Here is a 13,942-nt window from a genome sequence, read left to right on the forward strand (position 1 = left end):
CTTCGTCTTTTCGTTGGCCGACGGCGGCGCTCTCCGCGCTACGATGAAACGATGAGGCAATGGCGGAGGACGCCGCACATTGGCATTACGGTACGACGCATCCCCCGTATCCAGGCTGCAAACGAACTGAAAGGCGAATTCCTTGCTCGGGGCAAACCGGGGCGCGCGCGCAACGCGCGCCTCGCGAATGCACGCCTATATCTCGACTTGCGGCGGCGCCTGACGGAACAGACGCGTGATCCAGCACAGGTACGCGATGCCTAACACGAACCAGATCGCGCCCAGCACCAGTGCCGTCTTTTCGAGGCTAGCCAGCAGCCAGATGTCCGACACGGCGCCGACGAGCGGAAAGATCAACCCGCCGATCACGCCCATTTTCCGGTCGCCGTGATTGCCCGTCAGATAGAGACGCACCACGCACAGGTTCACTGCAGTGAACGCGAGGAACGCACCGAAGTTGATGAACGACGTGGACGTCGCGACATCGAGCTTCAGCGCGATCAGGCCGACGATGCCCGCAATCGCGATGTTGACCACCGGCGTCTTGAACCTGGGATGGATGTACCCGAAGAAGCGCTGCGGCAGCATCTCGTCGCGGCCCATGGCGTACAGCAGACGGCCGACGCTCGCCTGTGCAGAGATACCGGACGCGAACTGCGCGAGGATCAGGCCGGCAAGGAACACGGTGACGAAGATGTCGCCGCCGATCATCTTCGCGACTTCGAACGCGGCCGAATCCGTGTCCTTGAACTCGACGCCCGGATGCGCGAGCTGCATCGTGTAGGCTGCGAGCACGAAGATCGCGCCGCCGATCAGCGCAATCCAGACGATCGCGCGCGGCATGTTCTTCTTCGGATCGATGGTCTCTTCGGTCAGCGTCGATACCGCATCGAAGCCGAGGTACGAATACGCAGCGATCGCAGCGCCCGCCATCGTCGACGCGAACGGCACGTGCGGCTTGAAGAACGGCTCGGCCATCGCGATGCCGCCAGGGCCTGCCGCCGCCGCCGCATAGTGCCAGCACAGCGCGACGAACAACGCGACGATCGCGAACTGCACGACCATCAGCACGATGTTGAAGCGCGCGGCAAGCTCGATGCCGACGATGTTCAGCGCGCTCGTCAACACGATGAACGCGACGATCCACACCCATGTCGGCACATGCGGAAACGCCGCATTCAGATAGGCCGCGCCGATCAGCCAGATGACCATCGGCAGGAAGAAATAGTCGAGCAGCGTCGCCCAGCCGATCATGAAGCCGAGATGCGCGTTGAAGGTCTTGCGGGTGTAGGTATAGGCCGAACCTGCGACCGGATAGAGGCGCGCGAGCTTGCCGTAGCTCAGTGCCGTGAACACGATCGCGACGAGCGCGATCAGGTAGGCGAGCGCCGCGGTGTCGTCGCTCGCTTTCGCCAGCACGCCATAGGTGCCGTACACGATCAGCGGCGCCATGTAGGCGAGCCCGAACAGCAATACCGACGGCAGGCCGAGCGTGCGCTTCAGATGAGTCCGCTCTTCTACGGATGTGTGTTGCATGATGTCTCCATATTTTCGACAGGCGCGAACGGACGCGCCACGAGCATGCGCTCGTGACCGTTCGTGCGCGATGAAACTGCGAAAGGGGCCAGCCGGTGGGGTCAGTCGGTACGGCGGCGGCGCTCGTCGATCACGAGCGCGCGCGAGCCATCCTCGCGCTCGATCGGCGTGAGGCCGAGCGGCACACGCACATCGTGCAGATAGCGGTAGTGCTCACGGCTCGCTTCGAGGCGCGTCAGGTCGATCCGTGCGCGCTGCAGCGTTTCTTCCGCGCCAGCCGACGCAACGACTTCGCCGAACGGATCGACGACGACGGATTCCCCCGGAAAAGTGAGGTTGTCGTCGCCGGTGCCGCAGCGGTTCACCATCAGCGCGGACATCTGGTTCTCCATCGCGCGCGCGGTGATCGCACGGCGATGCACCGGGCCGAACGGGTCCATGTTGCCGTTGGTGACGATCAGCAGATCGGCGTCGAGCGCCGCGACTGCCCGCGCCGTCTCGGGGAATTCGATGTCGTAGCAGATCAGCATGCCGACCGTCATGCCGTTCCACGTGCAGGTCTCGAAACGGTCGCCCGGCGTGAACACGCCGACATCCGATGCCCACAGATGCGTCTTGCGGTAGCGCAGCGCGATCTCGCCGCATTCATCGACGAGCACCGTCGTGTTGTAGAACGTCGCCCCGTCGCGCTCGGCGAGACCCACCGCCACCGCGACGCCTGCGCGCCGGGCGGCGCCGCGCACGGCGGTCAGTGCAGGGCCGTCGAGCGATTGGGCGATATCGGCAACGGTGTCGCGCGTCGGAAAACCGGACAGGGTCGTCTCGGGAAATACGATCAGCTTCGTGCCGCCGGCCACGTCAGCGCGTCCGATCGTTTCAATCACCTTGCGCGTGTTGTGCTCGACGTCGCCATCCACGAGCGAAATTTGCGCGAGTTCCACCTGCATTGACCTGCCTCCTTTCAGATTGATTTCAGCAGCCCCTCGCGGGGCCGACGCATCTTCGTGGAGGCATTATTGGCGTATTATTTTTGTCCTGAAATTACCCACCTGGGTTACCCCGACCGGAGACGAAAATGGAGTTCGAATGGCGCGATCTCGCGTTTCACCGGGAGATTGGCTCCGCCATCGACGCACTCGACAGCCCGCACTTCTGGGCCCGTCTCACCCGCGTGCTGGAGCGGCATATCGGCATCGACAGCTGGGTCGCGCTGCGCTTCTCACGCGAAGGGCCGCCGCTCGTCTGCGCGGAGCAGGCGATGCCGGACGGCGAGGTGGACCTGATGTTTCAGGACTATCTCGCGGCGCTCTATCAGCTCGATCCGTTCTACCTCGCCGCGTTCGAGCAGCGGGCATCGGGCTTCTTTACGCTCACCGACGTCGCGCCCGACAATTTCCGGATGACCGAGTACTACCAGCGCTACTTCCGCAAAAACATCATCGGCGACGAAGTGCACTTCAATGTCGTGATCGACGCCGATCATACGTTGGGCTTCTCGCTCGGCAGTACGCGCCGCTTCGACGAGCGCGAAATCGCGTTGCTGACGCTGTTCTCGCCTTGGGTGCTCGCGCTGATGCAGCAAAGGCTGCAGCACGAAGACTTCAGCACCGGAGGCGCCGCGACGAAGACGATCGAGAGCGGGGGCGAACCGGATCTTCCTGCGCGCTTCGGCACGCTCACGGAAAAGAGCGGACGCGCCGCGCTCACCGCGCGTGAGATCGAGGTGGCCATGCTGACGTTGAGCGGATATTCGTCGCGCGCGATTGCAGAAAAGCTGGCGATCTCGTTCGAGACCGTGCGCGCGCACAAGAAACACATCTATTCGAAGCTGGGTGTCGGCTCGCAATCGGAGCTGTTCGCGATGTTCTACGATCCGCGGCGGATCGATCCGGGCGGGGCGTCCTGAGGCCCTTTGTTGATCGGCCGAGCCGCCAGTGCCCTTCCGTCACTGGATGCAACACTGCCATGACCGACACCGCATTTCCGGCGAATTGACAGGACATTGGAGACTTTGCCTGCGCGCGGCCGGTTGTCCTCAATACGCTTGTCGCCGTGTATGCCAGCAAACAATCGAAGACCGGCCGCTCGGTTTCTGCAGACGATCGACCGAGATGAGTCGAACCGCGACAGTGTTTCTGTACCCAGACCTTATCACTCTCAACAAAAATTTTTGGCCCAGCGCGCATTTTCGGGAACGCAACCCGGCACTGAACAGGTGCCGAAACCGCGGCATGCAATCACGTCCGGCGGCCTTTACTTGATTACCTTGCGCCAGAAGACCAGGTAAGCAGCAGACGAGGATGCGATAAGCAGAATTGCCCACATCGGAGCCAGACTGATCAAAACGGAGGTGACGTTAAGCATTTGGATTCCTCACTAACTTGATAATGATTGTCAACACGAATCGGCTTTACCCGGAACCGACCGATCTGGCCGAGCACTGTGTCCTGCTAAAACATGTACAAATGCTATCGCTTCAAACGCCAGCCTACGTGTGGTGTCCTGTCGCACCGCCGGTGCGTCAAACGCGCACATGCCACACGCGTTATTCGCGGAACCGGCCCGGTTCCGCGATAAAACGATGCCGGGGTCGCACCACGGCCTCGCGCATCAGGTCTTTTTTACGTAGGCGTTGCACCATCCCTTCGCATAAACCAGCTTTCCGCCATAGGTTGGGCACGGCCCCATCTCTTGTGTTCGTCATTTCCCGGGCTAGACTGAGAGGTATCGCAGCAGGGCAGCAGGCGCTGCTTGCGGGCGCCGGTCGACCGTCGCGAATCAGCATACGGCCGGCGGGCGCGCAAGTTGCGCTGATCAGGAGGCGACATGGAACGCGTCATCGCGAGGCGCGGAACGAGCATGCCATCGAGGCTGGCGCGCGGCACCGTGGCAGGCACAGTTCTGCTCGCGTCCTCCATCCTTTTCGCGTCGGCATATGCCGAGCCCGTAGTCACGGGGCCGCTCAGCATCGACGGAGCGCTCGTCGTCGTCGGGCCGGTGACCGTCGATGGCTCGCTGACGGTCGCTGGTGACATTTACGCCCGAGGTCCGATCACGGCGGCATGGATCGAACGGATTCCTCCTGACGATCCCGCCGTACGCAGGCACAGGGGATTGAACACGTTTCACGGCCCGCTTACCGTGCATGGTCCGCTTATCGTGCACGGCGATCTGGAGGCGCATGGCCCGATCACCGTCGGCGGCCCCGTCGGTGCTGTCGGGCGCGTGGATGCCGAGGGCCCGATTACCGAGCGCCGTTGAATGCGTGTCGGGCGACGTGTCGGAAGGTCTGTAGCCTTGCCATCGCATCGGCAATTGTTCGACATGGCGCTCGGGCCGGGAAGCGCCATACGTGGAAGTTTGCCAGGCGCCCTTTTCACGCGAACTTGCCGCACCGGACAGCGTCCGTGCACGGCAATGTCCACGAAGCGGTAACGAACGGTGAAACGACCGCTGCACACGCGCCCGTTACCGCACAAGCGCCTTACGCCGTAAAGCGCTCGCTGGCGAACTGCGCGTCGGGCAGGCCGGCCGCGACGGCGGCCGCCTGTGCGCCGCGCACCAGCGCTGGCGGTCCGCAGACGTACAGATCCGGCAGCACGCCGGCTTGCGACAGCGCCGCGCCCAACGCGTCGACCGGCGTGCCGCGAAAGCCGGACCAGTCGTCGCGCGGCTGCCATACGCAGAGGTCCACCTGCAATTGCGGCAGGTCGGCCTGCAATTGCTGCAACTCGTCGAGCAGGAACAGTTCGCTTTCCTGATTCACCCCGAAGAAAAGCCGCGCGTCGCCCCCCTCCTGATACTCGGCCATACGGCGCAGCATCGACAGGATCGGCGCAAGCCCCGTGCCGCCGGCGACGAACCAGCGCGGCCGCAGGCTTTCCGAGAACAGGCCAAAGCCGCCCATCGGCGCACGCACGGTCAGCGGGTCGCCGAGCTGCGCGCGCTCCTGCAGATACGTCGAGAACCAGCCGCCCGGCCGCAGCCGGATCAGGAACTCGAGGCGGCCCTCCCAGTTGCTCGTATTCGCGAGCGAATACGGCCGGCGGATACCGCTGCCCGGCACCTCCAGCTCCGCGAACTGGCCGGCTTCGAACTCCACCGCCGAGCCGTTTTCGTCGTCGGGCTCCACATGCAATTCGACGCGCACGGTGTGCGCGGCGATCTCGTCGAGCGCCGCGATGCGCGCGACGCGCACGGGCACCGGCTGCAACAGCACCTTCGTGTGGTCGTACGGCGCGACGATGCGCATGTCGCTGCGCGGCGTGGTCCTGCACAGCAGGATCGCGCCCGGCTGGCCCGCCGGCAATGCATCGGGGCTGTGTTCCTGCACCTCGTAGTCGCCGTCGGCGACGTTCGCATGACACGCGCCGCAACTGCCGCGCCGGCATTGCGACGGCAGCGTGATGCTCGCCTGCGCGGCCGCCGTGAGCAGATCCTGTCCGGCCTCGCACGCGAAGCCGAACGGCTGACCGTCGCGCGTCGTGATCTCGATCCGATAGGTCATCCGAAGGATTCCTTGACGATGCGCGTCACGCGGCCTGGCGCGACAGCGACGCGGCGAGATCGGCGCCGGCCTCCCCGATCGGCTGGATGCCGAACTGCTCCACCAGCACGTTGAGCACGCCCGGCGTGACGAACGCCGGCAACGTCGGCCCGAGCCGGATGTTGCGCAGGCCGAGCGCGAGCAGTGTCAGCAGCACCGCCGCCGCCTTCTGCTCGAACCACGAAATCACCAGCGACAGCGGCAAGTCGTTCACGTCGCAGCCGAACGCATCGGCAAGCGCCGTCGCGATGCGGATCGCCGAGTAACTGTCGTTGCATTGGCCGACGTCGAGCAGCCGCGGAATGCCGCCGATGTCACCGAATGCGTGCCGGTTGAACCGGTACTTGTTGCAGCCGAGCGTCATCACGACCGTATCGGCAGGCGCCTGCTCGGCGAATTCCGTGTAGTAGTTGCGGCCCGGCGCGGCGCCGTCGCAGCCGCCGATCAGGAAGAAGTGGCGGATCTGTCCGGCCTTCACCGCATCGATCACCTTGTCGGCGACGCCGAACACCGCGTGCCGGCCGAAGCCGATCGTGATGCTTTCCTCCGGCGCCGTCGTCTGGAAACCGGGCAACGCGCGCGCGGCCTGGATCAGCATCGAGAAATCGTGATGCTCGAGATGGCGCACGCCCGGCCAGCCCACCGGCCCCGTCGTGAAGATGCGTTGCCGATACTGCGGCAACGGCTCGATGATGCAGTTGGACGTCATCAGGATCGGCCCCGGGAAATGCGCGAAGTCGCTCTGCTGGTCCTGCCACGCGCCGCCATAGTTGCCGGCGAGATGCGGGAACGACTTGAGCATCGGGTATGCGTGAGCCGGCAGCATCTCGCCGTGCGTATAGACCTGGATGCCCGTTCCGGCCGTCTGCTCGAGCAACGCATGCAGGTCGCCGAGATCGTGGCCGGACACCAGGATCGCCTTGCCCGCCACCGGCGTCACGCGCACGGCAGTGGGCTGCTGGGCGCCGAAGCGGCCGGTATTGGCGCCGTCGAGCAACTCCATCACCTTCAGGTTCACCCGGCCCAGGTCGAGCGCCTTCATCAGCAGCGCATTGAGATCGGCCGGCTCGCGTGCGAGGAAATCGAGCGCCGCCTCCACCTCCGCATAAACGTCGTCGCGCTCGTAGCCGAGCACCTGCGCATGATGCGCATACGCGCACACGCCTTTCAGGCCGTAGAGCACCAGTGCACGCAGGCCGACGATATCGGGGCCCACGGTGTCGCGGCCGGCTTCGATACCGACTGTCGCTGCCCGTTCGAGCAAACCGGCAAGATCCGCTGCCGGCTGCCACGCCGCCGGGCCCGCCGGCGTCGGCAGTGCGATCCCCTTGTCCCGCGCCAGCGCCTCGCACGCGCCCTTCACGCGGTCGCGAATCTGCGCGGCCTCGCGCAGCAGCGCAACGAAGCGCGCTGCATGAAAATTGACGTTGGTCAACGTCGTGAACATCGCGTACAGGATGAACCGGTCGGCGGCGCGATCGGGCTCGCCCATGCCGCGCGCCAGCGCGGCGTACTGCGCGATGCCCTTTACTGCGTGAACGAGCAGGTCCTGCAGATCGGCCGTCGTCGCGTCCTTGCCGCAGTTACCCTTCGCCGACGCACAACCGGGCCGCGCGCCCGTCCGGTCGGTCTGTTCGCATTGGTAGCAAAACACGGTTCTCTCCTTGTTCGATCGTGGGGTCGCGGGTCAGTGCGGACGGTCACGGAATGCACGTTGCAAGCGTGTTCGACGTCTCGCCTACCGCAAGATGCGTTGCGTATGCATCTTTTTAATGATCCAACGCCTGCAGTTCCGTCACCCTGACGCCGATCAAGGAATCGGATTCATGGTCGATTTGGTGCATGTGTGCGTGGCAGACAGGTATCAGCCCGAAAACGCGCGCGCACACGCGGCACGCTCGGCTCGAAACCGGCCGCCGTTGTTGTCCGCGCGAATGGCATCTGCCGCTTGCCGGATCGCTAAGCTTGCTTGCCGGACTCCGTTTGCGCGTCGGAATCCTCGATGCCCCAGTCGCCGAACTGATACCAGTCGTCGCCGAGCAATTCGATCGGATGCTGGGTGCGGCTTGAGCCGTTGCCGCAACGCATCGACTGTGTCGGGCAGTAGTTGTCGCATCCCCAGCAGATTCGCTCCGGATGAACGGGATGCAATGGAAATTTCTTGGCCATGATTCAATATCGTCGGTGACGGTACGACATCGACTCTAGTGCACGGGGAAAGACGTGCGACGCGGCATTCTTTCGCACCGTCGGCCACGCGGACGCGATCCTCCTCCCCCGCACACGCCGCCCGCGCGCTGCGCCGCCGGCCCGACGCAGCGCACATGAATCCGACACCTTTTCGTCAGCGGGTGTAACCTGACGTAACCCAATCCCGCCGGGCGTTCAGGCAGACTGTCCGCAGTCTAGTGCCCCGTCTACCGCCCGATCGACCATGTCCGCCGTCTACGACTACGCTGCCGGCCTGCTTCGTACGCTCTACGACCGCCATATCGACGGCGGCGCGGTGCTCGACACCGCCGTGTTCCCGGATGCCGAGCGCTTCGTGCGCGCGTGGCCGGCGCTTCGCGCGGAAGCGCTCGCCATCGCGCGCGACCTAGCGCGCATCCCGCGCTTTCACGAGATCATGCGCGAGCAGTACGACATCTCCGCGAACGATGCGCGCGACTGGCGGATGTTCATCATGCAGGCGTACGGCCAGCCGTTTCCGCAGAACCTGTCGCGCTGCCCGACCGTCGCGTCGCTCGTCGCCGCGTCGCCGGACGTGCTGTCCGCGTCGTTCTCGTTCCTCGCGCCCGGCAAGCATATCCCGCCGCATCGCGGGCCGTTCCGCGGAATCCTGCGCGGCTATCTCGTGCTGTCGATGCCCAGGCGCGCGGACGGCTCGCCCGCCGCCGTGCTGAAGGTCGACGGGCGCGAACACCGGCTCGAGGACGGCCGCTTCCTGCTGTGGGACGACACGTTCGAGCACGAGGTGTGGAACGACAGCGACGAAGTGCGGATCGTGCTGCTGCTCGACATCCGCAGGCGCGGGATGCCGCGCCTGCTGACGTGGCTGTCGAATGCGGTGATCGGGATCGTGCGGCTCGGGATACGGATTCGGGGCGGGTCGATTCCGGTCTAGCGCATGAGGCCGCGCGCCGATTTGCCCTTGCGTGACAGCTGCGGGCGAATGGCTGCCCGCATGTCCCCGGTCCGGCACCGACTGTTGCCGGAATTCAACGCGCGCCCGGATACGAAGCCCGCGCCGCACACGGCCGGTCGTCACACTCGCCGCTACCGGTCTTCTTGCGCGAGGCGGGTCAGGATGTCCGCCAGCGCGCGAATCTTCGGTTGCATGGCCCGCTGGGACGGATAGACGAGGAAGTAGCCCAGCCCATTGGGCACGACGTCACCAAACGGCATCGCCAGTTCCCCCGCATCGAGCCGGCCCCTCGCCATCCGCGGATCGCCGATTGCCACGCCATGCCCCTGCGCGGCGGCGGTGAGCGTCAGTTCGAGCGTATCGAATGCAAGCCCGGCACCCGGATCGATCTGCGTCGCGCCGACAGCATCGAGCCAGCATCGCCACTCGTCGTGGCCGCGTCCGGGGTGAAGCAGCTTCATGTGCGCGAGGTCGGCAACCGACTTCAGAGACGCGGCCAATCCGCTTGTGCACATCGGCGCAAGGCATTCGTCGAACAACGGCGTCGACACCATCCCGGCCCAGTTCCCGGCGCCGCGCACGACGATCGCATCGACGTCGGGCTCGGTGAAATCCGGTCTGTCGTCCGCCGACGTATGGATGCGCAGCTCGGTTCGCGGCAGTGCCTGATTGATTGCCGGGAGCCGCGGAAGCAGCCAGCGAATCGCGAACGTGGAAGGCAGCCGCAGCGTGAGAACCGACGCGGATCCGGCATGAACGTCCGCATGGCGGGCCAGTTGCGTGAGGACATTGACGGCCACCGCCAGCAATGCGTCGCCGTCCGCCGTCAGCGTCAGTCCCGACGCGTGACGCACGAACAGCGCGCAGCGGTAATGCGCTTCCAGTTGCTGCACCTGACGGCTCACCGCGCCCTGGGTTCGGCACAGATGATCGCCGGCCTTGCTGAGGCTGCCGAGCTGGGCGGCTGCGACAAAGGCCTGGAATGCCGTCAACGGAGGCAGGGAGCGCGTCAGGTCGGCCAGCGGGTATGCATGCGTCGCATGCCCGGGTTGCGAATTTTTCGATTGTTCGGTCATCGGGGCATCGCTATCGTGGTTGCACCGGATTCGCAGTTTTTCTCGCGGACCGGCTTATCGACAATCAGCGGAGAATCAGGATGGTCTCGTCGTCGGACGCACTATACACGCGGCAAGTTGGGGCTTACCTGAAAGCGCTGGAGCGCGGCGATGTCGCTGCGATCTGCGCGTTGTTCACGCCGGACGCCCGGATTTTTTCGCCGTTTCTCGGCTGGATGCAGCCCCGGCCTTTCTTTGAAAAGGTCGATGCGGCGTCGGGGCAGAGCAGGATCACGCCGATCGACATCTGCGTGAGCACGACCGGCGCGCGTCGGGCCACCGGTTACTTCGTCTATGACTGGGGGCTGAAGGATGGCTCCGCCGTGCAGTTCGAATGCGTCGACGTGTTCGAATTCGACGACAGCGGGCTCATCGAGCGGATGATCATCGTCTACGACACGCATCCGATCCGGAATGTGGTCGGCGACAAATACGCGTAATCCCAAAAGACTTCGGTTCAGTCGGGAGATTGATTTGTTCGGGAACGGTTGTTGCGCGAGCGCCGGGCGGTCGGTGACGGGGTTTCCGACAACGCGCTGTACGGGCTGCTGGCAAGTGATCGTCGAGACTGAGGCTTCAATGACCGCCACCGGGGCTTGACGCTGCGCCGTCGAGCACCGGAACGCACCGCGACTGTTACCGTTGTGCGCGGCAGCACAAGTTGAATCGCCTAAACTACAGAACCAACGGACACGGCCATCCCCGCACGGCGACCCCGCCGGCTACCCGCCATGGCGCACATCTTCTTCGCTGCTTCGATTCAGCGGCATGTCGCAACGCCCGAGCGCGAAATCGACGCGCGCACGCTCGGCGAAGCGTTCGACGCCGTCTTCGCCGCGCAACCGCGACTGCGCGGCTACATCCTTGACGATCAGGGCGCCCTGCGAAAGCATCTCGCCGTATTTGTCGACGGCCGGCGGGTGCGCGACCGGGAACACCTGTCCGATGCGCTCGGCGACGATAGCCGGGTTTATGTCGTGCAGGCGCTGTCGGGCGGATAAGAGGGCCCTATCGTTACGAGCGCTTTGTATGGGGCCAGAGCAAGCGCTGAAGTGCTGGCTCTGGTCCACTGGAGACACTCGACATGAGCGATCGATTGCTTGTCGCCACCCGCAAGGGGCTGTTCGTTCTGCAGGCCGATGGCAACGACGGCTGGACGCTCGGCGAACCCCATTTCGTCGGCGAGCCGGTCAGCATGGTGCTGCCCGATCCGCGCGACGGCTCGCTGTATGCCGCGCTCAATCTCGGCCACTTCGGTGTGAAGCTGCATCGCCGGCGAGCGGGCATGGCCGATTGGGAAGAGTGCGCGGTTCCCGTCTACCCGCCGCAGCCTGCCGATGACACGCGTACCGGCGACGGTGCGAACGCGGCTGGGGCTGAGGCTGAGGCTGGGGCTGGGGCTGGGGCTGGGGCTGAAACTGCGGACAACGCGAACGCCGCCGCCCCCACTCCGCCGACACCCCCGTGGACGCTTCAGCAGATCTGGTCGCTGGAAACCGGCGGCCCGGACGAACCCGGCGTGTTGTGGGCCGGCACGATTCCTGGCGGGTTGTTCCGTTCCAACGATGGCGGCGACACATGGGCGCTCAACCGCGCGCTGTGGGATCGCCCGGAGCGCCGCGAATGGTTCGGAGGCGGCTACGACGCGCCGGGCATCCACTCCGTGATGGTCGATCCGCGCGACAGCCGGCATGTGTCGATCGGCGTATCGTGCGGCGGCGTCTGGCAAACCGGCGACGGCGGCGCGACCTGGCGCGTAAGCGCCGACGGCATGGAGGCCGATTACATGCCGCCGGAGCGGCGCGGCGATGCCAACGTGCAGGATCCGCACCGCGTCGTGCAATGTGCGGCGAACCCGGACGTGCTGTGGACTCAGCATCACTGCGCGATCTTCCGCTCGACCGACGGCGCGGCGCACTGGCAGCGGATCGAGGCGCAGCCATCGAGCTTCGGCTTCGCGGTTGCCGTGCACCCGCGCGAACCGGACACCGCATGGTTCGTACCCGCCGTGAAAGACGCGTGCCGGATCCCGGTGGGCGGCCGGTTCGTCGTCACGCGCACACGCGACGGCGGCCGTACGTTCGAGCAGTTTTCGAGCGGGCTACCGCCACCGCCCGCGTATGACCTCGTGTACCGGCACGGGCTCGCGGTCGATGAGTCTGGTGCACGCCTTGCGATGGGATCGACGACCGGCGCGTTATGGACGTCGAACGACGGTGGGGAAAACTGGCAGTTGGTTTCAGCGCATTTGCCGCCGGTTTATTGCGTTCGGTTCGGATGACGGAGGCCGTCTGCCGCCCCGGGCAGCAGGTGGCTGCCCCCTCGGGAAACCGATCTTCGGCGGCGAGCGGCACGATCGGGCGGCGGAGGCAGAAGCCGGCATTGCGACGCGAAGCCGATACAAAGCGGGGTGTGACAAGCAACGTGCAACGCAGGCGTGACCGTCATGCATCGAACACGCGTTGCGGTGTGACGAGCGACGTGCAACGCACGCGTAGCCATCATGCATCGAACACGCATTGCGCCGCGCCAAAACGAAACGGTCTTCCCGCTTCAAGCGAGAAGACCGCTTTCCGACAGCGGCTCCCTGTCAGACAGGCAAGCCGCCATCACTGGTCCGCGCAGCGCCGGCGCGAACCGCCCGTTACATCAATGAACCCCGAGATACGCCTTCACCGCCGGCAGCCCCGGCTTGCCGTCGATCGTCGTCACGCCGGCGAGCCACTTGTCGAGCGCCTGCGGATTCGCCTTCAGCCACTCGGCCGCTGCCTTGTTCGGGTCCTCCTTGTTCATGATCGGCGCCATCACGTGGTTCTCGATCGACGTCGTGAACTGCAGGTTCGACACGAACTTCGCGACGTTCGGGCAGCGCTGCGCGTAGTCGGGCGGCGTCGCGGTCAGCACCTTCGCCTCGCCGTAGTTCGGGCCGAACACGTCGTCGCCGCCGGTCAGGTAGTCGATCTTCATCTGCACGTTCATCGGATGCGGCTCCCAGCCGAGGAACACGATCCACTGCTTGTCGCGGATCGCGCGGTTCACCTCGACCAGCATCCCGGCCTCGCTCGACTCGACGAGCTTGAACTTGCCGAGGCCGAACTGGTTGCCGTCGATCATCTTCTTGATCAGCGCGTTACCGTCGTTGCCGGGCTCGATCCCGTAGACCTTACCATTCAGCTTGTCCGCGAACTTCTGGATATCGGCGAACGACTTCAGGCCGCCCTGGTACACGTAGTCAGGCACTGCCAGCGTGTATTTGGCACCGGTCAGGTTCGGCGTATCGAGCACCTTGATCGTGCCGGCCTTCGTGAACGGCTGGATGATCGGGTCCATCGTCGGCGACCAGTAACCGAGGAATACGTCGATCTGCTTGCTCTTGATCCCCGCGAACGTGATCGGCACCGACGCGATCGTCTTCGTCGGCGCGTAGCCGAGGCCCTGCAGCATCGTCGATGCGAGACCGGTCGTCGCGGCGATGTCGGACCAGCCGACGTCCGCGAACCGCACGTTCTTGCACACGGGCGGATCGGCCGCATACACAGCCGATACCGGCGCGGCTGCGATCCCGACGCCACATGCCGCTGCGATCAGTAGTCGCTTCAT

At 65.1% G+C, this 13,942-nt stretch carries 14 protein-coding genes and 1 pseudogene; 7 read left to right on the forward strand and 8 right to left on the reverse strand.

Annotated features, from left to right (window positions below; genetic code table 11):
- Window positions 1-195: 195 nt before the first annotated feature.
- Window positions 196-1,536 (reverse strand): APC family permease, encoded by a 1,341-nt coding sequence (locus tag ACV22Z_RS04185; RefSeq protein ID WP_448075032.1) that lies wholly within the window; start codon window positions 1,534-1,536, stop codon window positions 196-198.
- A 101-nt stretch (window positions 1,537-1,637) separates the two neighbouring features.
- Window positions 1,638-2,483: a carbon-nitrogen hydrolase family protein gene (locus tag ACV22Z_RS04190; RefSeq protein ID WP_448075033.1), complete on the reverse strand. Its 846-nt coding sequence runs from the start codon at window positions 2,481-2,483 to the stop codon at window positions 1,638-1,640.
- Window positions 2,484-2,611: 128 nt separating this feature from the next.
- Here ACV22Z_RS04190 and ACV22Z_RS04195 point away from each other — a divergent pair, with 128 nt between their 5' ends.
- Window positions 2,612-3,442 carry a response regulator transcription factor gene (locus ACV22Z_RS04195; protein WP_448075034.1) on the forward strand — a complete coding sequence of 277 codons (831 nt, stop codon included), beginning with the start codon at window positions 2,612-2,614 and terminating at the stop codon, window positions 3,440-3,442.
- A 704-nt stretch (window positions 3,443-4,146) separates the two neighbouring features.
- Here ACV22Z_RS04195 and ACV22Z_RS04200 read toward each other — a convergent pair.
- Window positions 4,147-4,224 carry a high-potential iron-sulfur protein gene (locus tag ACV22Z_RS04200; protein ID WP_448075167.1) on the reverse strand — a complete coding sequence of 26 codons (78 nt, stop codon included), beginning with the start codon at window positions 4,222-4,224 and terminating at the stop codon, window positions 4,147-4,149.
- A gap of 138 nt (window positions 4,225-4,362) precedes the next feature.
- Here ACV22Z_RS04200 and ACV22Z_RS04205 point away from each other — a divergent pair, with 138 nt between their 5' ends.
- A complete protein-coding gene (locus tag ACV22Z_RS04205; RefSeq protein ID WP_448075035.1) occupies window positions 4,363-4,797 on the forward strand; it encodes a hypothetical protein in 435 nt (144 codons plus the stop codon).
- Window positions 4,798-5,020: 223 nt separating this feature from the next.
- Here the strand turns inward: ACV22Z_RS04205 and ACV22Z_RS04210 are convergent, their stop codons facing one another.
- The 3 genes from ACV22Z_RS04210 to ACV22Z_RS04220 form a co-directional block, all read right to left on the reverse strand.
- Entirely contained in the window at window positions 5,021-6,043 is a 1,023-nt protein-coding gene (locus ACV22Z_RS04210) for a 2Fe-2S iron-sulfur cluster binding domain-containing protein (RefSeq protein WP_448075036.1), read from the reverse strand.
- 25 nt (window positions 6,044-6,068) lie between these two features.
- Window positions 6,069-7,736, reverse strand: coding sequence for a hydroxylamine reductase (gene hcp / locus ACV22Z_RS04215; RefSeq protein WP_448075037.1), 1,668 nt, complete (start codon window positions 7,734-7,736; stop codon window positions 6,069-6,071).
- Between the two features lie 305 nt (window positions 7,737-8,041).
- Entirely contained in the window at window positions 8,042-8,251 is a 210-nt protein-coding gene (locus tag ACV22Z_RS04220) for a DUF3079 domain-containing protein (protein WP_448075038.1), read from the reverse strand.
- A gap of 265 nt (window positions 8,252-8,516) precedes the next feature.
- On the opposite strand from ACV22Z_RS04220, the gene ACV22Z_RS04225 reads away from it, so the two are divergent.
- Window positions 8,517-9,206, forward strand: coding sequence for an aspartyl/asparaginyl beta-hydroxylase domain-containing protein (locus ACV22Z_RS04225; protein WP_448075039.1), 690 nt, complete (start codon window positions 8,517-8,519; stop codon window positions 9,204-9,206).
- 152 nt (window positions 9,207-9,358) lie between these two features.
- Here ACV22Z_RS04225 and ACV22Z_RS04230 read toward each other — a convergent pair whose 3' ends face one another.
- A complete protein-coding gene (locus ACV22Z_RS04230; RefSeq protein WP_448075040.1) occupies window positions 9,359-10,303 on the reverse strand; it encodes a LysR substrate-binding domain-containing protein in 945 nt (314 codons plus the stop codon).
- Between the two features lie 80 nt (window positions 10,304-10,383).
- Here ACV22Z_RS04230 and ACV22Z_RS04235 point away from each other — a divergent pair, with 80 nt between their 5' ends.
- The 4 genes and pseudogenes from ACV22Z_RS04235 (at window position 10,384) to ACV22Z_RS04250 (ending at window position 12,623) form a co-directional block, all read left to right on the forward strand.
- On the forward strand, window positions 10,384-10,782 hold the full coding sequence (locus ACV22Z_RS04235) for a nuclear transport factor 2 family protein (RefSeq protein WP_448075041.1): 399 nt from the start codon (window positions 10,384-10,386) through the stop codon (window positions 10,780-10,782).
- 33 nt (window positions 10,783-10,815) lie between these two features.
- Window positions 10,816-10,914, forward strand: a pseudogene (locus ACV22Z_RS04240) (GNAT family N-acetyltransferase); the annotation flags it as partial.
- A 159-nt stretch (window positions 10,915-11,073) separates the two neighbouring features.
- Window positions 11,074-11,343 (forward strand): MoaD/ThiS family protein, encoded by a 270-nt coding sequence (locus ACV22Z_RS04245; protein ID WP_448075042.1) that lies wholly within the window; start codon window positions 11,074-11,076, stop codon window positions 11,341-11,343.
- 83 nt (window positions 11,344-11,426) lie between these two features.
- Window positions 11,427-12,623 carry a WD40/YVTN/BNR-like repeat-containing protein gene (locus tag ACV22Z_RS04250; RefSeq protein ID WP_448075043.1) on the forward strand — a complete coding sequence of 399 codons (1,197 nt, stop codon included), beginning with the start codon at window positions 11,427-11,429 and terminating at the stop codon, window positions 12,621-12,623.
- Window positions 12,624-12,991: 368 nt separating this feature from the next.
- Here ACV22Z_RS04250 and ACV22Z_RS04255 read toward each other — a convergent pair whose 3' ends face one another.
- Window positions 12,992-13,942, reverse strand: a complete 951-nt coding sequence (locus ACV22Z_RS04255; protein ID WP_448075044.1) for a choline ABC transporter substrate-binding protein — start codon at window positions 13,940-13,942, stop codon at window positions 12,992-12,994.

The organism is Burkholderia sp. PU8-34 (assembly GCF_053427725.1).